This window comes from Arthrobacter sp. 10N43, assembly GCF_056394525.1.
In genome coordinates, this window is record NZ_JBFTIA010000003.1 from 405694 (window position 1) to 428690 (window position 22997).

Here is a 22997-nt window from a genome sequence, read left to right on the forward strand (position 1 = left end):
CGGCGCCCGGATTTGCCTCCGAATCCGTCACATTAATCACTACCCGCCGGTAACCGGTTCGCGCAGGCCGTGCGTTGCTAACCTAGGCAAATGAACCGGGCAGTAGAGGGCAGGCCGCTCCGCGCAGACGCCGCGCGCAACGTGGACAAAATCATCGCCGCAGCCCGGCAGTGCTTCCGCGAACACGGCCCCGACGTGCCGCTGCAAACCATTGCCGTCACCGCGGGCGTGGGCCCGGCCACGCTCTTCCGGAATTTCGCCGACAAAGAAGAACTGGTGCTCGCGGCCCTGAACCGTCAGCTTCGGCTCCAGGTGGATCCGGCCATCGATGAGGCCCTGGCCGATCCCGACGCCGCTGCCGGACTCTTCCGGGTCATCGATGCCACCATGCATGTCGCCAGCGAGGAAGCCAACCTCCTGGGGGCTGTCGCCGGCCGGCGCGGGCTGCTGACCGGCATCACGGGCGGGCTGATTGAGTCCATCGCCGTGCTGCTGGGCCGCGGCCAGGGCCAGGGCACCCTGCGCAGCGATATTTCCATGACGGACATGATCCGCCTGCTGGCCATGCTGATCGGCGTCGTGGACACGATGGAGCCCGGCTCTGACGCGTGGCGGCGGCCCGTTGCGCTGGTTGAGGACGCCATCCGGACGGAGCGGCCGGACCGGGCGTTGCCGCCGCAGGCACCGCTGCCGGGCACCGCGTTCGACGCCGTTCTCGGCTAGCCGCTTTCGGCCGTCGCTAGTCTTCGGCCGGCTTTTCCTTGGCCTCTTGAAGGTGCTGCTGCAGCTTCCCTTCGGCGTCCCGACGGCGGCGGGACACCTCGCGCATTTCCCTCGTGGACTCGGCCCCGCCGGAATCAAACGGCTCGTGCTGCTTGGCGCGCTGATCCTTACGCGGCCCCGCAGCGTCCTGGTCGGCAGCGTCCTGGTCCGCAGCGTCCTGGTCGGCAGCAGCGTCCCCGGCAGCCTCCGGGTCGGCGGCGTTTTTGGCCGCAGCGTCCTGCCCGCCGTCATGTTCGCTCATGGTCGAATGCTCCCACGCGTGCCCGGTGGCAAGTAGGGACTAAAGACCATGCCGGCTACACCTGCCGGGGGTGCCGCCGCGCAGGCAGGGGCGGAGGAAACCGGTCAGTTCCAGCCCAGCAGCCGGAGCCCGGCCGCTGCCGCCGCGCCGGCGATCACCACCACCAGGAACGGTGCCCGGAACCACAAGGCGATGCCCGCAGCGGCCAATGCGCCCAGCCGCGCGTCCAGGACGAGCGACTGGCCCGAGGCGACGGCGTTGACCACTGTCAGGGACGCCAGCAGCCCAATCGTCATGGTTCCGGCGATCCTGGACATCCGCGGGTTCTGGAGCAGGCTGGCCGGTACCAGGTATCCGAGCAGCTTCCAGGCGTAGGCGAGCAGGCAGGAGAGCAGCAGCCACATCCAAAGGTTCATGCGCCACCTCCAGGGCGGTGTCCGGGCTGTTCACCGCGGTGTCCGTGATGGTCGCCGGTCGCATCGTGGTGGTGTGAGTGGTCCTCCGCATAGGGATCGACGTCCGGTTCCAGGCCCTCGTCGCTGCGGCCGTGGCTGAACCAGCCAATTCCGGCGGCGACCACGGCGGCGACCAGGATCGGTACTCCCGGGGGTACGAACGGCACGGCCAGCACAGTGGCCAGCGCACAGACAACCGCGATGGCCACGGGTTCCCTGCCCTTCAGTCGCGGCCAGAGCAGGCCCAGGAAGGCAGCCACGGCGGCGCCGTCGAGTCCCCACTGCTTGGGATCCCCGAGTGCCCCGCCGGCCAGCGCCCCGAGCGCCGTGAACAGGTTCCACAGGACAAAGACGCCGATGCCGGCGGTCCAGAAACCGCGCCTTTGCTCGTCCGGGTCAGTCTGCCCGGTGCTGGTGGCGGTGGACTCGTCGATGGTCAGTTGGGCCGCGGCAAACCTGCGCCACCCGCGCGGCTGCAGCAGGGCGTTGATCTGCATGCCGTAGATTCCGTTGCGCATCCCGAGCAGCGTCGCGGCGCTCATCGCGGCGACGCCTGACCCGCCTCCGGCCACCACGCCGATGAAGGCGAACTGCGAGCCGCCGCTGAACAGCAGCAGGCTCAGGGCCATGGTCTGCCAGAAATCGAGGCCCGAGGTGACGGACAGCGCGCCGAAGGAGACGCCGTAGAGACCGGTGGCAATGCTGATCGACAACCCGATCCGCACCGCCGGCGACTGCAGGATTTTCACGGCCGCCGGGTCCGCCTCGTCAGGGTCCAGGCCCACGCGATGAGGGGTGCCTGGAGCGGGAGCCGCAGCGTATGCACGCGCCGCCGGCGCGGCGTGCCTTCCGGCCCGTAGGCAGTGAGCAGTGCATCGACGTGGCCGGAGAGGAACGCGGCGAACATTGCTGTGACGCAGCCAGCGGCGGCCCTCCGTGTGGCCGGGACCAGGAGCCCGACGGCGGCGGCCGCTTCCAGCAGGCCGCTCGCTGCCACCCATTCCTCGCGGGACAGGACGGCTAGGGGGCCGTTGGGCTGCGCGCCGGAGTCGTCACGGCACAGGTAGCCGGGAACCACCGGGTGGAAGAATTCGGGCTCGCGGAAGTGCTTGGCGGCGCTTGTGAGCAGCAGCGCACTCATCGCTGCCGCGGACAGCGTCTGGAGGTCCCGGCCGGACCAGCGAAATGGCATGCAACCACTCAACCACAGCGGTCCCGCCGTCCGTAATCCACAAGGGATCCGCGGGGCGTCCACACGGCGTCCCGCGGAAGGGCCGGACGGGCCGGACGGACCGGACGCTTACCGAAGGGGCTGGCTGTCCGCCATGAGCTGGGACAAGACCTGGGCCGGCCAGTTGGTGGTGATCTCCTGGACCCCAAGCTCCCGGCACTTTTCGACGTCGTCCGCGGCGTCGACGGTCCAAACGCGGAACCGGAGACCGGAACCGAGCCAGCGCTCAACGGTCCCGGTGTGCGCGCGGACGTAGCCGATGCCGGGGCCGGCAATGCCTGCCTCGGCCGCGTCCAGGATCCGTTCGCCTTCGGTCTGGGCGGCCCGCATGACGTTTGCCAGTGCCCCGCCGGTCAGGGCGCCGAGGCCCAGTTCCTCACGGAGTTCCGCCACGTTGACGTCGTCGACGAGCTGGCAGACGGCCTCTGCCGGCACGGACTCGAGCAGATGCCGCACGGCGTCGGGGCTAAAGCTCATGAAGGAAACGTTGATGTTCTCCAGCATGGACGTCGCCGGGTCCCAGCCCTCGTTCCTCAGGACCTCGAGGACGCGGTCCTCAAGTCCGAGGTGGAACGGGCTGGGGTGTTTGAGCTCGATCGCCAGGCCGATCCGGCGGCCGGCCGCGCGCAGGATGTCGAGCAATTCCGGCAGCGTCAGGAACTGCTCGGATTTGGCGCCGTGTGTTTCCGGGATCCGGGCGCCCTTCCACGAAGAGAAGTCCAGCAGCCGGAGCTCATCCAGGGTCCGGTCCGCGACCTGCCCGGTGCCGTCCGAGGTGCGGTCCAGGGTGGAGTCGTGCAGCAGCACAAGGTGCTGGTCCCGGGTCAGGTGGACGTCGCACTCCACCCCGTCGGCGCCGTCGGCGATTGCCTGCAGGTACGCGGCCCGGGTGTGCTCGGCGAAGGCCCCGCTGGAGCCCCGGTGGGCATAGACCAGTGGACGGGCGGCGGCGGACTGCTCAGTGGTCATGGAGCCACGTTAGCGGACTGCCGGGCCCCCGGCGGGACTAGGCTGGGCTCATGCAGGTGAACACTGAGCCAACTGCCCCGACCCGCGCCTCGGACCGTCCAGGCGGCACTCCGGACGGCCCCGCCGGGCGGCGGCCCGCCACGTCCAGCGACGCCGACAAGGCGGCGGCGCTGCGCCGGATGAAGCTCCTGGCGCTCTCGCTCCTGGTTGTCATGGCTGTCATCTTCGTCATCGCGTTCGCCCTGCAGAAGCAGTATCCGGGGTTCGAATACGTCCGCGCCGCCGCCGAGGGCGGCATGGTGGGCGCCCTCGCCGACTGGTTCGCCGTCACGGCCCTGTTCAAGTACCCCATGGGAATCAAGATTCCGCACACGGCGATCATCCCGCGCCGCAAGGACCAGATCGGGGCCTCGCTGGGCGAATTCGTGGAGACCAACTTCCTCTCCGAACAGGTGGTCAAGGAGAAGCTGGCGTCCGCGGACATTGCGCGCAAGGCCGGGGCGTGGCTGTCCAGCCCCGGCGGGCCGGAGCGCGTCGCCAAGGAGGGTGCCGCCGTCATCCGCGGCGCGTTCAAGGTCTTGAACGACGACGACGTCCAGGCCGTGATCGAGTCCATGGTCCGCAAGCACCTGCTCACTCCGCCGTGGGGGCCGCCCGTTGGCCGGCTCGCGGAGCGGATCTTCGCCGACGGCCATCACCACGCGCTGGTGGATTTGCTGGTAGACCGCACCGTGGACTGGGTCCGGGACAACCAGGAGACGGTCAACAGGGTGGTCTCCGACCGTTCCCCGACGTGGGTGCCCTCGTTCGTGGACGGGCTGGTGGGCGACAAGGTGTACGTGGAGATCCTGAAGTTCACCCGCGCCGTGCAGTCAGATCCGAACCACCAGGTCCGCCAGTCGATCGACAAGTACCTCAAGGAACTCGCACAGGACCTGCAGCATGACCCGGTGATGATCGCCCGCGCCGAGGGCGTCAAGGCGCAGGTCCTCGGTGATCCCGAGGTCCGCGAACTCGCCTCCCGCACCTGGGAGACCATCAAGTCGGCCCTGCTCAGCGCCGTCGATGACCCGCACAGCGAACTGACCGTCAAATTCAAGGCCGCCGTGCATGACTTCGGCACCCGGCTGGTGGTCGATCCCGAGCTCGCCGGCAAGGTGAACGCCTGGATCGGCGACGCGGCGGGCTACCTGGTAAAGACCTACCGCTCGGACATCGCCGGGGTCATCACGGACACCGTGGCGCGCTGGGATGCCGAGGAAACGTCCCAGAAGATCGAACTTCAGGTCGGCAAGGACCTGCAGTTCATCCGGATCAACGGCACGGTGGTGGGCGCCCTGGCCGGGCTGGCCATCTTCACGGTGGCGACCCTGCTGTTCGGCTAGCTACCTTCAGGTTCGCGGCTCGGTTCAGGCCGCCGCGACCTTCGCCTTGGTCCGGCCCTGCATGGCGAAGATCGTGAAGGCCAGCGCCCCGAGCGCTGTGACCACGAGCAGCAGCAGCCCGATCGCGTAGCTGTGCGCTGCGGCGTCGTAAGTGGCACCCATGATCAGCGGCGGGAAGTAGCCGCCCAGGCCTCCGGCCGCGCTGACCACCCCGCTAATGCTGCCCACTTTGCCCTGCGGCGCAAGCGCGCCCACCCAGGCGAACACTCCACCCGCGCCCAGACCCAGCGCGGCAGCCATGGCGACGAACGTCAGGCCGGCGGGGACGTCGCCGTCGGGCTGCAGGTTCACCACCCAGGCGAGCACAGCGACGCCGGCGAGCGCGACGATCACCACGGGTTTGGGCCCGACCTTGTCCGCCAGCACCCCGCCCAGGGGCCGCGCCAGCACGGCGGCAAGCGCAAATCCTGCGGTGCGGGCGCCGGCCGCGCTGGGATCAAAGCTGTAGACATCCCGCAGGTAGGTGGGCAGATACGTGGCGAAAGAGACGAAGCCGCCAAAGAGGACGGCGTAGAGGAAGCACAACTTCCACGTGACCGGCGTCTTCGCGGCGTCGACCAGTTTGGGCATAACGGGCGCGTTGCTGCGGGTCCAGCCCGGTGCCTCCTTCATTCGGAACCAGACGAGGGCGGCCATGACCGCCAGGATCGCGGCAATCAGCACGTGCGTGGGAAAGTAGCCGATGCTCGCGACCAGCCGGGGGTTCAGGAAGGCCGCCAGGGCCGTTCCGCCCATGCCTGCGCCGAAGACGCCGGTGGCAAAGCCCCTCCGGGCGGGCTCGTACCAGGCACTGACGAAGGGGATCCCTACGGCGAAGACGGTTCCGGCGACCCCCAGCAGCACCCCGGCGCCCAGCACGAGTGCGAAGGAGTTGATGGTGCCGCCCACTGCCACGAGCATGATCGGGAGGATGGAGGCCAGCAGGACAAACGTGAACATGACGCGTCCGCCGTACTTGTCCGTCAGGGTGCCGACGACGATCCGCCCCAGCGAGCCCACGAACACGGGCATGGCCACGAGCACCCCGGTGGTGGCCGGGTTGAGGTGCAGGTTCAGGGTGTAGTACGAGCCCAGCGTGGCGATGGAGTTCCAGGCCCAGAAGCCCGCCACCGACGCCGAGGTGGCGAGCACCAGGTTGAGCGTCCGCCCGGCGGGGGCAGCGACGGACGGGGACACTGCTCCGGCCACGATGGTCTCCTTTTCAGTTCAGCGATACGGGTTTCCAACGCACTCCAAATAGCGCCCGTTCTACCGGTTCCTGGTGTCCCGGTCCCGGGTCCCGACGGCGGACCAGCCGCGCCGCGTGGCGACCGTGGAGCTCCGGGCGCCTGTGGAGCCGGCTGCCCCTTTGGCTCCGACCCCGCCGGTGTCCCTGTCCCGCGATCGGTAGACGATGTAGGGACGGAAGAGGTAGTGGAACGGTGCCGTGAAGGCGTGGACCAGGCGGGTGAACGGCCAGATCACGAACAGCGCCATGCCTACGAGGGTGTGCAGGTGGAAGGAGAACGGCGCCGCGGCCATGGCCGCGATGTCGGGCTGGAAGATGAACAGCGAGCGGAACCACGGGGCTACGGTCTCGCGGTAATTGTGCCCGTGTTCGCCCTCAAAGACGCTGGCGAGCGTGGTCCACAGGCCGAAGACGATCGCCGCCGTCAGCACCACGTACATGGTCTTGTCATTCCCGGTGGTGGCCATGAAGACGGGCCCGGTGGTGCGGCGGCGGTAGATCAGCAGGATAATCCCGCCCAGGGTCCCCACCCCGGCCACACCGCCCACCAGCAGGGCGTTGAAGTGGTAGAACTCCTGGCTCATGCCTGCCGCCTGGGTCCACACCATCGGAATGACAAGACCGAAGAAGTGGCCGGCGATCACGGCGAGCAGGCCGAAATGGAACAGCGGGGATGCGATCCGCAGCAGCCTGGACTCGTAGAGCTGGGAGGATCTCGTGGTCCAGCCGAACTGGTCGTATTTGTAACGCCAGACCAGCCCGCCGACAAGGACCACCACCATGATGTACGGCAGCACGCCCCAAAGCAGGATGTCCAGTGCGGAGAGTTCGACGGCGGATGCGGGCTCGGCTTCGGATGGCAGCATGGTCAGTCCCCTTTCACGGGCAGCAGGCGCGGATCGTAAGGGTCCAGGCCCACGGCCTCGGTGGGCGGGCCGTAGCCCGCCATCCGCATGACGGCTTGCTCGTCCGCCGGGGATTTCCCGGGCAGCGTGGCACAGATGGCCTGCAGGATCCGGGCGTGCGGAAGCTCGTCCCGCAGCAGCCCGAAGCGGAGCATCTCAAGGCTCGCCCGGAAGCGCGTCAGCAGCTCGCGGCCGGCGGCGAGGTCCACCAGGGCCGCGTACTCGAGGACCATCGGGAGGTAGTCCGGAAGTTCGCCGTGCGTGTCCACCAGGATGTCGCTTTGCCGGTAGGTCTTCTTGAAGTTGCCCAGGACCTCGCCGCGGCGCCGGGTGTCCCCGTCCGTCCAGTAGGACAGGTGCAGGGCGTGCCGCTTGCCGAGGTCGAACTCGCGCACATAGTGGGCCTGGAGCTGCATCGGCGGCGTGGACTCCAACAGGTCCAGGACTTCCGCGAAGTCCGCCGCGGCCCCCGGAAACTCGGCCAGCGCGGCCCGCATCACCGGGACCCGGCCGATCAGTTCCTCATCCGGGTAGGACAGGCACCACGCTGCGGCGAGGTAGAGGATCTGCTGGCGGCGGGTCATGGCTGCTCCCCCTCCGGAGGGACCGCCGCGGAACCAGCGGGCTTAGTTGGAGGAGGGAAGAGCCCGGAGGGCGCACCGGTGCCGTCCCAGTTCAGCAGGTTCACCCTGCCGCGCAGGGTGGACTCGCCGGGCGCGGAGCCGGAGGTCTGCCGGTCGCGGAGGGCGTTGAAGGTCTCCACAGCCACCGGGACGGGCCGGCCGCTGGCCTCGCCGAACGGGGCGGAATCCTGCATGCCCGGTCCGCCCTCGAAATCGAGGGAACAGCCCATCTCCTCGAGGTCGTGGGCCTGCTCCACATGGGCCTTGGGGATGACGTAGCGCTCGTCATACTTGGCGATGGCCATCAGCCGGTACATCTCGTACATGGTCTGGCTGTCCATGCCCACGGCCTCGGGGATGGAGTCGTCGGGGTCGTTGCCGAGGCTGATGCCGCGCATGAAGGAGCGCATCGCCGCCAGCTTCTTCAGCACCGCGGTGACCCGGTCCGCGTCGCCGGCGGTGAAGAGTTCGGCGAGGTATTCCACCGGGATGCGCAGCGCGTCGATGGCGCCGAACAGGTTGCCGGCGTCCTCGCCGTCGTGTCCCTGGTCGCGCAGCAGGTCCACCACGGGCGAGAGCGGCGGCACGTACCAGACCATCGGCATGGTCCGGTATTCCGGGTGCAGCGGCAGCGCCACCTTGTAGACCTTGGCCAGGGCGTAGACCGGCGAGCGCCGGGCGGCGTCGATCCAGTCCTCCGGGATGCCCTGAGCGCGGGCCTCGGCCTGGACGGAAGGGTCGTCCGGGTCCAGGAGCACGTCCATCTGGGCGTCGTAGAGGTCCCGGGGGTCCGTGACGGCGGCAGCGCCGGTGACCGCGTCGGCGTCGTACAGGAACAATCCCAGGTACCTCAGCCGGCCCACGCAGGTTTCCGAGCAGACCGTGGGCAGCCCCACCTCCACGCGCGGGTAGCAGAAGGTGCATTTTTCGGCCTTGCCGGTCTTGTGGTTGAAGTAGATCTTCTTGTACGGGCAGCCCGTGACGCACTGGCGCCAGCCGCGGCATTTGTCCTGGTCCACCAGGACAATACCGTCCTCCACCCGCTTGTAGATCGCTCCCGATGGGCAAGAGGCCATGCAGGACGGGTTCAGGCAGTGCTCGCAGATCCGCGGCAGGTAGAACATGAAGGTCTGCTCGTAGGCGAACTTGATCTTGTCCTCGGACTCCCGCCGGACTTTCTCCACGATCGGGTCCAGGTGACCGTTCTCGGCGGAACCGCCCAGGTCATCATCCCAGTTCGCGGACCAGGTGATCTTGGTGTCCTCCCCGGTGATCAGGGACTTCGGCCGGGCCACCGGGAAATCATCGCCCAGCGGAGCGTCCACAAGGGTCTTGTAGTCGTAGGTCCACGGCTCGTAGTAGTCCTTGAGCTCGGGCTGGACCGGGCTGGCGAAGATTCCGAGCAGCTTCTTCACCCGGCCGCCGGCCTTGAGGACCAGCTTGCCGTGTTTGTTCAGCACCCAGCCCCCGCGCCACTTGTCCTGGTCCTCGTAGCGGCGCGGATACCCCTGGCCGGGGCGGGTTTCGACGTTGTTGAACCAGACGTATTCGGTGCCCGCACGGTTGGTCCAGGCCTGCTTGCAGGTCACCGAACAGGTGTGGCAGCCAATGCATTTGTCCAGGTTCATGACCATGCCCATTTGAGCCATGACACGCATCAGTACTGCACCTCCTGGGAACGACGCCGGACGGTGGCCACCATGTCGCGCTGGTTTCCGGTGGGGCCGAGGTAGTTGAACGCGTAGGCCAGCTGGGCGTAGCCGCCGATCAGGTGCGAGGGTTTGACCAGCAGCCGGGTCACGGAGTTGTGGATGCCCCCGCGCCGGCCGGTGGCCTCAGACTTCGGCACGTCGATGGTGCGTTCCTGCGCGTGGTGGACGTAGACCACGCCCGCCGGCATCCGGTGGCTGACGATCGCCCGGGCCACCAGGACGCCGTTGATGTTCAGGCACTCCACCCAGTCGTTGTCCTTGACCTCGATGGCCGCCGCGTCCGCCGGGCTCATCCAGACGGTCGGGCCGCCGCGGGAGAGCGAAAGCATGAGCAGGTTGTCCTGGTATTCGGAATGGATGGACCACTTGGAGTGCGGGGTCAGGTAGCGGACCACCACCTCCATTGACCCGCCCTGGCCGAGCCTGGGCTCGCCGAAGAGCCGGTGCATGTCCAGCGGCGGCCGGTAGAGCGGCAGGGCCTCGCCGATGTCCCGGATCCAGTCGTGGTCGAGGAAGAAGTGCATCCGCCCGGTCAGCGTGTGGAAGGGCTTGAGCCGCTCGATGTTGATGGTGAACGGTGCGTAGCGCCGGCCGCCGGTCTCGGAGCCGGACCATTCCGGCGAGGTGATCACCGGGACCGGGGCGGCCTGGGTCTGGGCGAACGTGATGAATTTTTCCTCGGAACCCTCGGCCAGGTCCGCGAGCTTCCTCCCGGTGCGGATCTCCAGGTCCTTGAAGCCCTGCACGGACAGCGCGCCATTCGTCGTGCCGGAGAAAGCCAGGATGGCCTCCGCCATCTTCGCGTCGGTGTCGATCGCGGGGCGGCCGTCCGCGGCGCCGCCGAGCATCACCCCGTTCGAGCGGCTGAGCCTCTCCAGCGGTCCGGCAAGTTTGTACGTGACGTTCTTGACCGTGAAGCCCAGTTTGTCGGCCAGCGGCCCGACGGCCGCCAGCTTGTCCGCGATGGCGGTGTAGTCCCGTTCCACCACGGAAAAAATGGGCATGTTCTGGCCCGGGACCGCGGGAATGGACATGTCCCGCCAGTCCCGGACGATCCCGCCCGGCTGGGCGAGCTGGCCGGGGGTGTCATGCTGCAGCGGCACGCTCACCAGGTCCCGGCGGACGCCCAGGTGCGTTTTGGCCTGCCTGGAGAACTCCTGGGCGAGAAGGTGGAAGGCGTCGAAGTCCGTTTTGGTCTCCCACGGCGGGTCGATTGCGGGGCTGAAGGCGTGCACGAACGGGTGCATGTCGGTGGAGGACAGATCGTGCTTCTCGTACCAGGTGGCGGCCGGGAACACGACGTCGGACAGCAGCGTGGTGGAGGTCATCCGGAAGTCGGCGGAGACCAGGAGGTCCAGTTTCCCTTCCGGCGCCTGCTCGTGCCATTTCACGTCCTTGGGTTTGAGCCCGTCGGCATGGTCCGGGCCCAGGACGTTGTTGTGGGTGCCCAGCAGGTTCCGCAGGAAGTACTCGTTGCCCTTGGCCGAGGAGCCGAACAGGTTGGAGCGCCACAGCACGAGGGTCCGCGGCCAGTTTTCCGGGGCGTCCACGTCCTCGATCGCCGGATTCAGGGTGCGGTTCTTCAGGGCGTCCGCGATGTAGCCGGGAGTGTCCTTCGCGGTGCCGGCGGCGACGGCGGCTTCCGCCTCGTCCGCGAGGTCCAGCGGGTTCCGGTCGAACTGCGGGTAGAACGGCATCCAGCCCAGCCGTGCGGACTGGGCCAGCGCGTCGGCGGTGTGCATGCCGTCCAGGCTTCCGGTGGAGAGCGGGGACTTCAGTGCGTCGGCGGAGTAGCCGTCCTGCCGCCATTGGTCCGTGTGCATGTACCAGTAGCCGGTGCCGATCATGGTCCGCGGCGGCCGGGACCAGTCCAGCGCATTGGCCAGCGAGACCCAGCCGGTGGCCGGGCGCGTCTTTTCCTGGCCGACGTAGTGCGCCCAGCCGCCGCCGTTGCGGCCCATGCAGCCGGTCAGCATCACGAGGGCAAGCACGGCCCGGTAGGTGGTGTCGCCGTGGAACCACTGGCAGATCCCGGCACCCATGATGATCATGGACCGGCCCTTGGACTGTTCGGCGTTGCGGGCGAATTCCCGGGCCACCCGGATGCAGGCCTGCGCCGGGACGGAGGTGATTTCCTCCTGCCAGGCCGGGGTGTAGGGCGTCGAGGCGTCCTCGTAGCCGGCGGCCCACTCCCCCGGCAGCCCGTGGCGGCCGACCCCGTACTGGGCCAGCATGAGGTCGAACACGGTGGTGACCAGCTGGCCCTCCACCTCGAGGACCGGCACGCCGCGCTTCAGCACGCTGCCGGCCCCGTCGGCGTCCTCGAAGCACGGCAGCAGGATCTCCGCGCTGTCCCCGGAGACCTCGCGGAGGGACAGTGCGGGCTCGATTCCCTCAAGGTCCAGATTCCATTTGCCCTCGCCGCTGCCGGAGTAGCGGAACCCCATGGAGCCGTTGGGGACGGCCGGCAGGCCGGTCTTCTTGTCGAACAGGACGGTGCGGAAGGCCGCGTCCTCGGCCCCGGAGTCCAGCGGGAGGTCCTTCGCGGTGAGGAACTTCGACGGGGTGAGGGAGCCGTCGTCGCGCCGTTCGAGCCGGACCAGGAACGGCAGGTCGGTGTACTGGCGGACGTAGTCGGCGAAGAACGGCACCTCGCGGTCGACGAAGAATTCCTTGAGCATCACGTGCCCCATGGCCATCGCCAGTGCGGCGTCCGTTCCGGCCTGGGCGGGGAGCCATTCGTCGGCGAACTTCGTGTTGTCCGCATAGTCCGGGCTGACCGTGACCACCTTGGTGCCGCGGTACCGCACCTCGGCCATCCAGTGCGCGTCCGGGGTGCGGGTCACCGGGACGTTGGAGCCCCACATCATCAGATACCCGGCGTCCCACCAGTCACCCGATTCCGGGACGTCGGTCTGGTCCCCGAACACCTGTGGGCTGGCCACGGGCAGGTCCGCGTACCAGTCGTAGAAGGACGTCATCACCCCGCCGATCAGCTGGATGAATCGGGTCCCTACGGCGTGCGAGACCATAGACATGGCCGGGATGGGCGAGAAGCCGGCGCAGCGGTCCGGACCGTAGGCCTTGATGGTGTGCACGTGCGCTGCGGCGGCGATTTCGATCGCCTCCTGCCAGGAGACGCGCACCAGGCCGCCCTTTCCCCGCGCCTGTTGGTAGCGGCGGCGCCGTTCCGGGTCCCCCACGACGTCGGCAAAGGCCAGCACCGGGTCACCCAGCCGGGCCTTTGCCTCTCGGTACAACTCGATCAGGACTCCGCGCGCATAGGGAAAGCGCACCCGGGTGGGCGAATAGGTGTACCAGGAGAAGGCCGCCCCGCGCGGGCAGCCCCGCGGCTCGTACTCCGGGCTGTCCGGACCCACCGACGGGTAGTCGGTCTGCTGGGATTCCCAGGTGATGATGCCGTCCTTGACGTACACCTTCCAGGAGCAGGAGCCGGTGCAGTTCACCCCGTGCGTTGACCGGACCACCTTGTCGTGGCTCCAGCGGTCCCGGTAGAAGATGTCGCCCTTGCGGCCGCCTTCCCGGAACACCGCCCTGCCGTCGCCGGTCTGGTCCCATTTCGTGAAAAATCGGCCCAGCTTCAACATTGCATCCGAGGCGGGTCCGTCCAACCCCGCGGCGCCTCCGGCAGTCATGCCTTCAAGCTATGAGGCACTTTCCGGGCTAGATAGGGCCTTATGACACTGGGTGGACCCCGCCCGGTGCCGGATATGGTCCCCGGACGCCGTGTGTAGGATTCAGTATTCGGGCGTCCAATTTTCAGTCCTGCATGTTCAGTGCTGCATGTTCAGTGCTCAGGCGAAGCTCTCGAGCTCCACGCCGGCAGCCGTCAGCCCGGCCCGCACGGCGGCGGCCACGCTGACGGAGCCGGGGGTGTCCGCGTGCAGGCACAGCGAATCTGCCCGCACCGTGATCACGGAGCTGTCCACCGCCACGACCTCACCCTTGGTCGCGAGCCGGACCGCCCGCTCGGTGACCTCGCCGGCGTCGAGCAGCACGGCACCCTCCTCAGCCCGCGGCACCAGGGTCCCGTCCGGGAGATAGGCGCGGTCGGCGAAGGCCTCGGCGAAGACGGGGTGCCCGGCCTCCCGTGCGATGTCCAGCAACGCCGAGCCGGGGAAACCCAGGACGGGCAGCCCGGGATCGTAGGCCTGGATGGCGGCGATCACGGCGGAGGCCTGCTCGGGGTCGCGCACGGTGCGGTCATAGAGCGCCCCGTGCAGCTTGACGTAGTCCACCGAGGCACCAACGGCATGGGCCACGCCGTCGAGCGCGCCGAGCTGGTACAGCACCGCGCCGAACAGATCATCAAAGGTCATCTCCAGCGAGCGCAGGCCGAAGCCGGCCAGATCCGGGTAACCAAGGTGGGCGCCGACCTTGACGTCAAGCTCGTAGGCGGCCCGGCAGGTGTCCAGCATGGTCACGGGGTCGCCGGCGTGCATCCCGCAGGCCACGCTGGCGCTCGTGACGAGTGGGAACATCGCCGCATCCTCGCCCTTGGTCCAGGTCCCGAAGGACTCCCCCAGGTCTGCGTTCAGATCCAAAACGTGCCGCCATCCTTCGTTGTAGCCTTCGGGGCGCCGCTGTCTGGCGGCGTCACCACCGGCGGGCCCGGGGCCGGGTCCGGTTCAGTGTCGTAGAGCGCCAGCGGCCCGGTGGTCTTCGCGAGGGCACGCAACTCTCCGGGAATGGTGTCCGGCATGGGGCCGAACGCTTCGCGGGCATTCGCGACGACGGCGTGGCCCATGACCCGGTTGCCGACGCCGCCGACGACGGCGCCGATGCCAAAGGGCAGCGCGCGGCCCAGCCAGGCTGTGCCCTGGGTCTTGAGCAGGGAGCGCAGGAACATCGTCTGGATCTTGGCGCGCACCGCGCCGAAGCCGGCGAAGGGGACACTGCGGGTGAAAGCCGCGGTCCAGGCCTGGGACGGCCCCCTGCCGCGGCCGGCTACTTGCCCGCTCAACGAGCTCAGAAGCTCGGTTCCTTCCTCGCCCAGCATGATCGCCATGACCAGCGTGCTGGCCCGGTCCGGATCAACCATCCTCACGCCATGCAGTTCCGCAAGCGCCGTGGAGAACAGGGCGGTGGCTTCGAGGAACCCGACGGCCGCGGCGGCCGACAGGCCGAGGGCGGCGGCAGTTCCGACGCCCGGGATGACGGCCGCTCCGCCTACCAGGGCCCCGCCGCCGGTGACGGCCAGCAGGTAGTCGCGCTCCAGGATGGCTGCGAGCTGCGCCGCCGTGGCCTGCGGGTGCCTGCGCTGGAGCCTGCGGATGTTGGCCAGCACCAGTGGCCGCTGGATTTCAACGGCCCGCAGGAGCACCTTGTGGAGCCCGGGCCGGGGCCGGCCCGCGGCGTCGAACATCGCGCTGTGGGCTGTCTGCTGGGCAACCTTGATTGCCGGGTTGCTGCGCTTGGCCATGATCGCCTCTCGTCGGAACCGGAAAGTAAGTTCACTTAACACTAGGGCACGGCCCGGGCATGCCGGGTTCCCTCCGGCCCGTTGGGGCGCCTCAGACTGCGGCGCGCACCACCGGGATCGACGCCGTCGGAAGGCCGCTGGGGAAGATGGTGGGCTCGGGTGCCGTTACGGGCGCCAGCGCGACGCGGACCGGGCCGGCGTCGACGGTGAGCAGTTCCCCGCGCACGTCGACTTCCAGCGGTGCGCCGTCGCGGACGGTCAGGGTGATCGATCCCTGCTCCAGCCCAATGTGCAGGAGTCGGCCCTGGATCTTCAGGTGGAATTCGAGTCCGTCCCATTCGGCAGGCAGGCGCGGATCGAAGTACGGTACCGCGCCCTGGTCCCGGAGCCCGGCAAAGCCGCTGACCAGCGAGCTCCACACCCCGCCGGTGGAGGCGATGTGGACGCCGTCGATCGTGTTGCCGTGGGTGTCGTCGAGGTCGATGAACAGGGCGTGGGTGAAGTGGTCCAGCGCGGCCTTGCCGTAGCCGACCTCGGCGGCCATGATGCCCTGGACGCAGGCGGACAGGGTGGAGTCGCCGGTGGTGATGGGGTCGTAGAAATCAAAGGCGCGGCGCTTTTCCTCGGCCGTGAAGTCCTGCCACTGCAGGAACATGGCCAGCACGGTGTCGGCCTGCTTCAGGACCTGGTGCCGGTAGATCACCAGCGGGTGGAAGTGCAGCAGGAGCGGGTACTCTGACCGGGGCGTGGCCCAGTCCCACGGCTCCAGGGTCATGAAGTCGTTGTCCTGGGAGTGGACCTGGAGGTCCTCGTCATAGGGCATGTGCATGCGGGTGGCGGCTTGTTCCCAGAGCTCGCGCTCGGCGTCGCCGATCTCGGGGTGGTCCAGCGCGGCGGCGGCCCGGAGGTTGAAGCGGGCCATGACGTTAGTATAGAGGTTGTCGTTGACCACCGCGGTGTATTCGTCCGGGCCCGTGACGCCGTGGATGTGGAAGAGCCCGTCCTTGCCGAAGAAGCCCAGGGACACCCACATGCGCGCGGTTTCGATCAGCAGCTCGGAGCCCAGGGTTTCGTGGAATTCACTGTCCCCGCTGGCCCAGATGTACCGGTTGGTCGCGAAGGCGATCGCGGCGGCGATGTGGAACTGCGCGGTGCCGGCCGCGTAGTAGGCGCTGGCCTCGAGCCCGTTGATGGTGCGCCAGGGGAAGAGGGCGCCGTCCACGCTGAGCTCCTTGGCGCGGATCTTCGCCTCGGGCAGGAGGTTGTGGCGGAATTCGAGGACCTGGCGGGCGTTGCCCGGGTTCGTGTAGGTCAGGTAGGGCAGGAGGTACACTTCCTGGTCCCAGAAGTAGTGTCCGTCATAGCCGGAGCCGGACACGCCCTTGGCCGGGATGCCGGCCACATCGGCGCAGGCCGTGGCCTGGGCGAGCTGGAAGAGGTTCCAGCGGACGCCCTGCTGCAGTTCGGGCTGGCCGGCCACCACGATGTCGCTGGTGCTCCAGTAGGCGCGGTAGTGGTCCTCGCTCTGGGTGAAGATTTCGCTGACCGGTTTGAGGCCGGCTTCGGCGCTGTCCGCGAGGTCCTCGACGGCCTGGCCCACGGCGTAGCTGACGCTCTTCTCCAGCACGAACGGTGCGTCCGCGCTGACGGCGAGGACGTAGCGGACGCTGCTGTCGTCCTGGTCCACCTGGGTGTCGAACGGCTGCACATCGGCCGAGGTCCAGTGGTCCACGGCCATCCCGAGCCGCTGCTTGGATTCCGAGGCTTCCCAGGACAGTCGCAGTGAGCCGTCCCCGCCGTCGAGCCGTAAGGGCAGCAGCACCCGCCCGGCGTGCCGGCCGGCGCGGCGCGGATCGTGGGCGGAGTGGTCCTCCACCGGCTGGTCCTGGCGGTTGATGACCGAGGACGTGACATCCGCGGAGATATCCCTGTCGGCGACGAGTTCGAGCGAAATGCCGAGCGCGCCGCGGGATTCGTAGCCCACCGCACGGCGTTCGGTGGTGGTGACGGTGGCGCCGGAGCGGCACTGCCAGGTGATCCGGCACTCGTAGATTCCGGTGGCGAAGTCCACGCTGCGGCGGTAGTCCAGCACGGTGGACTCCTCCAGACTCAGCGGCTCGCCGTCGATGATGACGGTGAAGTTGTTGGCGTCCGGGACGTAGAGGATCCGCTGCCCGGTGCGGGCGAAGCCGTAGGCGTTTTCCGCGTGCTTGATGTCCCAGGTTTCGTGGAAGCCGTTGATGAAGCTGCCGGGAAGTTCGGCGTCGGCGGCGCCCCAGTGCGCGCCGCGGATGCCCAGGTGCCCGTTGCCGAGGCTGAACAGGGTCTCCAGGGTGCCGGCGTTGCCGGGCAGATGGACGGTTTCGACCAGCTGCCAGGGATCGTTGGGGAACCGGGCGCGGTCCGAGGTGATGAGAGCCATGGTTTGGGGGGGTTCCTTCGGCGGGTGTGGGCAGTGCTGGTGGGCGGCGGTGCGCCGGGCTAGAGCAGTTCGGCGAGGTCGTTGACCACTACCGTGGCACCGGCGTCGAGCAGGGTCTGGCGGCCGGCGCCACGGTCGACGCCGATCACCGAGCGGAAGTCTCCCGCGCTGCCTGCCTGGACGCCGGAGACGGCGTCCTCCACCACGACGCAGTCCTGGCTCGGAAGGTCCAGGAGCCGGGCGGCATATTCGTAGGTGGCCGGGCTGGGCTTGCCGGGCAGCCCCTGGGCGACCGCGACAACGCCGTCAACGACGACGGGGAAGTAATCGGACAGCCCGGCAGCCTTGAGCACGGCCGGGGCATTGCGGGAGGAGGAGACGACGGCGAGTTTGAGTCCGCGGGCCAGCGCGGCGTCGACCAGCCGGACGGAGCCCTCGTAGGGCTGGACTCCGCCGGCCTCCACGATGTCGTTGAAGACCTTGTTCTTGCGGTTGCCCAGTCCATGGACGGTCTCATGCGCCGGCTCGTCATCTGCCGGACCCTCGGGCAGCACGATTCCGCGGGAGGCCAGGAAGTCCCGGACTCCGTCGAACCGCGGCTTGCCGTCGATGTGGTCGAAGTAGTCGCTCTCGCTGTACGGCGCCGCCCCGGGGACCGAGGCCAGGTAGCCGTCGAAGAGCTGCTTCCAGGCTTGCTCGTGCACCACCGCGGTGGGCGTCAGTACGCCGTCGAGATCAAAAAGGATGGCGGAGGCGCCGGAGAGCGCACCGGCGAGGCCGGAGGTGTCGGGTGCTGCAGTCATGAGTCAAAGTCCTTTCAGACGACGGGCAGGCAAGAGGGTTTTGTTCAAAGCTGTGGTTTGGGGCTGTAGGTCAAGGCATCATTTTCCGGCGCGACGGCGGCCGTGGTGGTCGCTGCCCTGTTTGGGCCGTTCCGCGGCGGGCGCCGCCAGAATCAACGGCGGCCGGTGCTCGAGCGCTCCACCAGTTTGGTGTCCAGCACATGGTTCGACGGCGGGCTGGCAAGCGGTGGATTGGGAAGTCCCGAGCGATGAAGTCTGTCAATCAGCAGGTTGGCCGCGAAAGCGCCCTGGTCGGCCACCGGCTGGGCAATTGTGGTCAAGCCCAGGAACCAACTCATCTGATGATCGTCTATTCCTATGATGGACACGTTTTCCGGCGCTGACAAACCGAGCTCCCTCAGGGCCATAAGGGCACCGAAGGCTGTTTCGTCGCACCCGGCGAAGATCGCGGACGGCATTCCACGGTTTTCCACGAGCTCCACCATGGCCAGCCGGCCGCCTTCGATGCTGGAGCCGGCGTCGAGCACGAGGTCCGGATCAACCGCGAGGCCGCGGCCGGCCAGGGCCAGCTCGAAGCCGCGCCGCCGCTCGCCGGCGGTCACCAGGGAGGGCGCCCCGGTCTCGCTGCCGGCGAGGATGGCAAGGTCTCTGTGGCCCAAATCCAACAGGTGGTTGGTGGCGGTGCGGGCGGCTTCGGCGTTGTCGATGCCCACGTTGTCCCACGGCACGCCGTGCATCCCGACGCTGGCCACGGCGAGCCCCGACGCGGCGAGCGCGGACATGTCGGCCTCACCGAGGGCGATGTTGAGCAGCAGTACGCCGTCCACGCGCTGCGCCAGGGCCGCGAGGTCGCCGAAAAGCTTCTGCTGCACGCTGGGCCGGTTCCGGAGGCTGATCAGGACGGTGTCATAGCCGCTGTCTGCGAAGACTTCCTCGGCAGCTTCCACAGCCCGGGCGAAGAACCATGCCGTGGCGGACGGCGCGATGATGGCCACGGAGCCGGTGTTGCCGCCGGCCAACCGGGAGGCTGCCGACGAGGCTTTGTAGCCCAGCTGGGCCGCCGCGTCGCCGACCCGCGCCTTGGCCTGCGCGGAGACGTTGGGAAGCTGGCGGAGCGCCCGGGATACGGTGCAAATGGAGAGCCCGGAGAGTGCGGCGACGTCCTGGATGGTGACGCGCGGGGTCTTGGCCTGCGGCACGGGCTCAGCCCTTTCTCCCCCCGAAGTAGTGGGCCCGGTGTTCATGGCCGAGGTCGATTGTAAACGCTTACAAATTAGGCATGCAAGTGGATGATCCGGCGCCTGAGCAGCGCGGGAGCCGGCGCGGGGACGCAGGTCCTTGCAGGTCAGTGCAGGATGTAGTGCCGCAGGAAGGCGCTGACGTCGATAAGTTCGGCCTTCGAAATCGAATGCCCCATGCCGGGGTAGGTCCGGGCCGTCAGCTGGGTGTTCCGCTCCAGCCACTCCTCGGTGTGTTCGGTGGCGGCGTCGTTGATAACGACGTCCCCCTTGTCCCTGCCCCAGAAGAACGGTGGCCGGGAGGTGAAGGATTCGCTCATGGCCAGCAGTTCGTTGTCCAGGACAAAGCCCGAGAGCCCGACCACCGCGCGGAACTGTTCCGGCCGGAGCCGCAGAAGCGTGCTGGCCATGGCCATCCCCTGCGAAAATCCGAACAGGCTGACGCTGCTGTGCCGGGCCTTGACCGACTCGATCCACGCGAAAACCGCGTTCGTGGAGGCGATGACATCGGCGAAGTCGTGGGTAAGGAAGTAGTCCAGCAGGAACCAGCCGTGGTGGTCCCCAATGTCCTTGGGCCCGCGCAGGGCGGCGCAGCTGAACTCCGGCGGCAGGGCGCTGAACAGCTTGGACATCCGGGACTCGTCAGTGCCGTATCCGTGCAGCATCACCAGCAGCGGCGTGCCGGCGCGTTCGTGTTCGGGTTTTGACCAGACGACCGTCTCCATGGGCACAGCCTATCCAGCGCGGCCGCGCCCTCCGCGCAGCAGGTCCGGCGCGGGATCCCTGGCCCCCGGGTTCCGCGGCGGAAACGGACTTCCGCCCCCGGATCCGCGGCGCGGCCGTCCGAAACCGGGGCGGATGTCTGGAATCGGTGCGGAAATCCCGGCCAGCCGGAGGCCGTTTCATTGAATCGGCGGGGGCGGGGTTGTAGCGTGACGCTGGACAGCATGCTTATCATCACCAAATCGGCCCCCGGGGGCACCAAGGAGCACGTTATGAGAATCGGTTCCGCAATCTTCCTCATTGCCATCGGCGCGATCCTCGCCTGGGCCGTCGCTCCCGGGCTGATTCCCAACGTTAACCAGGCCATGATCGGCTACATCCTCATGGCGGTCGGCGTGATTGGACTGATCGCGTCCCTTGTCCTCGCCTCCCCCGGACGCGGCCGCACGCGCCGGGTCAGCGAAAGCCGGACGGTTGTGGACCCCAACACCGGCGAGACCATCACTCGCAATGAGAGCCGCGACGCGGGCATCTGAGCCCCACCCGCGCTCCCGTCGCAGCGTGGAATTCGACGACCCGGAAGCCGGGCCGGGCCTCCTGCCCGGTCCCGGCTTCCGCCATTTAAGCCACGCCCTGGGCACGGCACATGCCCAGCCCCCGCGGCCAGCAATGGACATAACCCCAACCTGCCCATTCCCCGGCCCCACCACTGGACATGTCACCCAGCACCCAGCCCGCCACTCCCCGCCCCGCCACTGGACATGCCCCCCGGCCCCGGGAAACAGATTTCTGCGTTCGTGTGGTTTTTCATTGACAAACCAACACGAACGAAGATAAAGTCAAACAATTCCACTTCATGTGACGGGAGTCACCGAAGCGGCAGGGGCGAATCCCGCGGCAGCACGTTCCGCAGAACCAACGCTCCGGCACTACGGCAATAACCGGGACAGACGCAGTACGCAATGGAGGGTAAGTGTTCGCCGAAGAACGCCAGCAGCTGATCGTGGGGCTCATCTCCGCCAGCGGCCGCGCCAGCGTCACCGACCTGGCCGAGCGCTTCAGCATCACCACCGAAACTGTCCGCCGGGACCTCGCCGCACTGGAAGCCGCGGGCAGCGTGCGCCGGGTTCACGGCGGCGCCGTCTCGGCAGACCGCTTCAGCACCACCGAAGAAAGCATCCTCGAGCGGACCGTGCAGCGGCAGCCCGAGAAGATCCGCATTGCCGAGGCCGCCCTGGCCCTCATGCCCCCGGGCCTCACCGGCAGCATCCTGATCGACGCCGGTTCCACCACGGAGGCCCTCGCCGAACTCCTGTCCGCCCGGGCCGCCGGAGCCGCCGCGTCGGGCAGCCTGCCGGCGTCCGGGGCCGACGCCGAACTCGTCGTCATCACCCACTCCCTGCCCATCGCGTCCCGCCTGTCCGGCGAGCCCGGCATCGCACTGCACCTGCTCGGCGGCAAGGTCCGCGGCCTGACCCAGGCCGCCGTCGGCCAGTCCACCGTGGAGGCCGCCCGCCGGATCCGCCCGGACATCGCCTTTATCGGCACCAACGGCATTCATGCAGCCTTCGGGCTGAGCACACCCGATCCTGAAGAAGCCGCGGTCAAGGCTGCCTTCGTCCAATCAGCCCGCCGCATTGTGGTGCTGGTTGATTCCTCCAAGCTGGACGCGGAGACGCTTGTCCAGTTCGCCTCGTTGAAAGATCTGGACACCGTGATCACAGACACGCAACCCAGCCGGGAACTCGCCGACGCCCTTGCGGAAGCCGGAGTGGAGGTGGTGGTCGCGTGATTGTCACCCTCACCGCCAACCCCAGCCTGGACCGCACCGTAGCGCTGCCCGGCCCCCTCCTCCGCGGCGAAGTCCAGCGGGCCATCTCCGTCCGCCAGGAATCCGGAGGCAAGGGAGTCAACGTCTCCCGCGCCCTGGTCGCCTCGGGGCTGAAGACAATCGCCGTCCTCCCCGGCGCCGAGGCCGACCCGGTCCTGAACGGCCTTCGGGAGACCGAGGTGCCGTTCGCGGCCCTCCCGATCGGCGAGCCGCTGCGCAGCAACGTGGCCCTCACCGAGCCCGGCGGCGTCACCACCAAGATCAACGAACCCGGACCGGTCCTCAGCGGGGACCAGCAGGAAGCCCTGATCAGCCTCCTGCTGGACCACGCCCGCGGCGCCGCCTGGGTGGTCCTTGCCGGCTCGCTCCCACCCGGGGTTCCCGCCGACTTCTACGCGACCGTCACCCGGCGGCTGCGCTCCATGTTCGACGGCGAGGCCGCACCACGGGTCGCCGTCGACTCATCCGGCGAACCCCTCGCCGCAGCGGTCTCCGGCGATACCTCGGGCAAGCCGGACCTCTTGAAGCCCAACGCCGAGGAACTGGTGGAACTGGCTGCAGCAGCCGGGTTCGCCACGAACAAATCCGCCGAGGAGCTAGAAGCGGACCCGGAGGCTGCAGCAGCGGCCGCCTCCGCCGTCGTGCGCTCCGGAGTGGGTGCTGTACTGGCCACCCTCGGCTCAAAGGGTGCCGTTCTTGTGACGGCCGACGGCGCGTGGCTGGCCACGCATCCGCCGGTCACCGCGGTCAGCACTGTCGGCGCCGGCGATTCGTCGCTGGCCGGATACCTGCTCGCATCCAGCCAGGGCGCCGCCCCGGTCGATTGTCTCCGACAGGCGGTGGCCCATGGTGCCGCCGCCGCTTCCCTGCCTGGCTCCACTGTCCCGGCAGTCAACCAAACCACCCCTGATGCCGTAACCATCACGGCCCTCCGGAAGGATTGAC

The 22997-nt window shown here is 68.4% G+C and carries 21 protein-coding genes; 5 read left to right on the forward strand and 16 right to left on the reverse strand.

Annotated features, from left to right (window positions below; genetic code table 11):
- Nucleotides 1-90: 90 nt before the first annotated feature.
- Nucleotides 91-723: a TetR/AcrR family transcriptional regulator gene (locus AC1DDO_RS06735; RefSeq protein WP_441408167.1), complete on the forward strand. Its 633-nt coding sequence runs from the start codon at nucleotides 91-93 to the stop codon at nucleotides 721-723.
- Between the two features lie 16 nt (nucleotides 724-739).
- Here AC1DDO_RS06735 and AC1DDO_RS06740 read toward each other — a convergent pair whose 3' ends face one another.
- From AC1DDO_RS06740 to AC1DDO_RS06760, 5 genes are all read right to left on the reverse strand, one after another.
- Nucleotides 740-1024: a hypothetical protein gene (locus tag AC1DDO_RS06740; protein ID WP_476866951.1), complete on the reverse strand. Its 285-nt coding sequence runs from the start codon at nucleotides 1022-1024 to the stop codon at nucleotides 740-742.
- Between the two features lie 104 nt (nucleotides 1025-1128).
- Complete coding sequence (locus AC1DDO_RS06745) at nucleotides 1129-1440, reverse strand: AzlD domain-containing protein (RefSeq protein WP_441408169.1); 312 nt, start codon at nucleotides 1438-1440, stop codon at nucleotides 1129-1131.
- The gene (locus tag AC1DDO_RS06750) at nucleotides 1437-2264 is read right to left on the reverse strand and encodes an AzlC family ABC transporter permease (protein ID WP_476866950.1); all 828 of its coding nucleotides are present in this window, start codon (nucleotides 2262-2264) and stop codon (nucleotides 1437-1439) included. Before AC1DDO_RS06750 ends, AC1DDO_RS06745 begins: the two co-directional genes overlap by 4 nt.
- Nucleotides 2225-2671, reverse strand: a complete 447-nt coding sequence (locus AC1DDO_RS06755; RefSeq protein ID WP_476866949.1) for a DoxX family protein — start codon at nucleotides 2669-2671, stop codon at nucleotides 2225-2227. Before AC1DDO_RS06755 ends, AC1DDO_RS06750 begins: the two co-directional genes overlap by 40 nt.
- A gap of 108 nt (nucleotides 2672-2779) precedes the next feature.
- Complete coding sequence (locus tag AC1DDO_RS06760; protein ID WP_476866948.1) at nucleotides 2780-3679, reverse strand: glycerophosphodiester phosphodiesterase; 900 nt, start codon at nucleotides 3677-3679, stop codon at nucleotides 2780-2782.
- A 50-nt stretch (nucleotides 3680-3729) separates the two neighbouring features.
- Between AC1DDO_RS06760 and AC1DDO_RS06765 the strand changes: the two genes are divergently transcribed.
- Nucleotides 3730-5064, forward strand: coding sequence for a DUF445 domain-containing protein (locus tag AC1DDO_RS06765; protein ID WP_476866947.1), 1335 nt, complete (start codon nucleotides 3730-3732; stop codon nucleotides 5062-5064).
- 24 nt (nucleotides 5065-5088) lie between these two features.
- On the opposite strand, the gene AC1DDO_RS06770 is transcribed toward AC1DDO_RS06765, so the two are convergent.
- The 11 genes from AC1DDO_RS06770 to AC1DDO_RS06820 form a co-directional block, all read right to left on the reverse strand.
- Nucleotides 5089-6312 carry an MFS transporter gene (locus AC1DDO_RS06770; protein ID WP_476866946.1) on the reverse strand — a complete coding sequence of 408 codons (1224 nt, stop codon included), beginning with the start codon at nucleotides 6310-6312 and terminating at the stop codon, nucleotides 5089-5091.
- Between the two features lie 60 nt (nucleotides 6313-6372).
- Nucleotides 6373-7218 (reverse strand): respiratory nitrate reductase subunit gamma, encoded by an 846-nt coding sequence (narI, locus tag AC1DDO_RS06775; protein WP_476866945.1) that lies wholly within the window; start codon nucleotides 7216-7218, stop codon nucleotides 6373-6375.
- 2 nt (nucleotides 7219-7220) lie between these two features.
- Nucleotides 7221-7841, reverse strand: coding sequence for a nitrate reductase molybdenum cofactor assembly chaperone (gene narJ / locus AC1DDO_RS06780; RefSeq protein ID WP_476866944.1), 621 nt, complete (start codon nucleotides 7839-7841; stop codon nucleotides 7221-7223).
- A complete protein-coding gene (gene narH, locus AC1DDO_RS06785; protein WP_476866943.1) occupies nucleotides 7838-9538 on the reverse strand; it encodes a nitrate reductase subunit beta in 1701 nt (566 codons plus the stop codon). The genes narJ and narH overlap by 4 nt, the downstream gene beginning before the upstream one ends.
- Nucleotides 9538-13248: a nitrate reductase subunit alpha gene (locus AC1DDO_RS06790; protein WP_476866942.1), complete on the reverse strand. Its 3711-nt coding sequence runs from the start codon at nucleotides 13246-13248 to the stop codon at nucleotides 9538-9540. The genes narH and AC1DDO_RS06790 overlap by 1 nt, the downstream gene beginning before the upstream one ends.
- A 159-nt stretch (nucleotides 13249-13407) precedes the next feature.
- Entirely contained in the window at nucleotides 13408-14157 is a 750-nt protein-coding gene (locus AC1DDO_RS06795) for a LamB/YcsF family protein (protein ID WP_476866941.1), read from the reverse strand.
- Nucleotides 14148-15035 carry a hypothetical protein gene (locus AC1DDO_RS06800; protein ID WP_476866940.1) on the reverse strand — a complete coding sequence of 296 codons (888 nt, stop codon included), beginning with the start codon at nucleotides 15033-15035 and terminating at the stop codon, nucleotides 14148-14150. The genes AC1DDO_RS06795 and AC1DDO_RS06800 overlap by 10 nt, the downstream gene beginning before the upstream one ends.
- A gap of 91 nt (nucleotides 15036-15126) precedes the next feature.
- Nucleotides 15127-17457 carry a glycoside hydrolase family 65 protein gene (locus AC1DDO_RS06805; RefSeq protein WP_476971630.1) on the reverse strand — a complete coding sequence of 777 codons (2331 nt, stop codon included), beginning with the start codon at nucleotides 17455-17457 and terminating at the stop codon, nucleotides 15127-15129.
- Between the two features lie 59 nt (nucleotides 17458-17516).
- Nucleotides 17517-18260, reverse strand: coding sequence for an HAD family hydrolase (locus AC1DDO_RS06810; RefSeq protein ID WP_441408182.1), 744 nt, complete (start codon nucleotides 18258-18260; stop codon nucleotides 17517-17519).
- Between the two features lie 152 nt (nucleotides 18261-18412).
- On the reverse strand, nucleotides 18413-19459 hold the full coding sequence (locus AC1DDO_RS06815; protein WP_476866938.1) for a LacI family DNA-binding transcriptional regulator: 1047 nt from the start codon (nucleotides 19457-19459) through the stop codon (nucleotides 18413-18415).
- Nucleotides 19460-19605: 146 nt separating this feature from the next.
- Entirely contained in the window at nucleotides 19606-20223 is a 618-nt protein-coding gene (locus AC1DDO_RS06820) for an alpha/beta hydrolase (RefSeq protein ID WP_476866937.1), read from the reverse strand.
- Nucleotides 20224-20493: 270 nt separating this feature from the next.
- Between AC1DDO_RS06820 and AC1DDO_RS06825 the strand changes: the two genes are divergently transcribed.
- The 3 genes from AC1DDO_RS06825 (at nucleotide 20494) to AC1DDO_RS06835 (ending at nucleotide 22996) form a co-directional block, all read left to right on the forward strand.
- Nucleotides 20494-20757, forward strand: coding sequence for a DUF6458 family protein (locus AC1DDO_RS06825; protein WP_390201757.1), 264 nt, complete (start codon nucleotides 20494-20496; stop codon nucleotides 20755-20757).
- A 437-nt stretch (nucleotides 20758-21194) separates the two neighbouring features.
- The gene (locus tag AC1DDO_RS06830; RefSeq protein ID WP_441408185.1) at nucleotides 21195-22013 is read left to right on the forward strand and encodes a DeoR/GlpR family DNA-binding transcription regulator; all 819 of its coding nucleotides are present in this window, start codon (nucleotides 21195-21197) and stop codon (nucleotides 22011-22013) included.
- Nucleotides 22010-22996, forward strand: a complete 987-nt coding sequence (locus tag AC1DDO_RS06835; protein ID WP_476866936.1) for a 1-phosphofructokinase family hexose kinase — start codon at nucleotides 22010-22012, stop codon at nucleotides 22994-22996. Before AC1DDO_RS06830 ends, AC1DDO_RS06835 begins: the two co-directional genes overlap by 4 nt.
- Nucleotide 22997 lies beyond the last annotated feature (1 nt).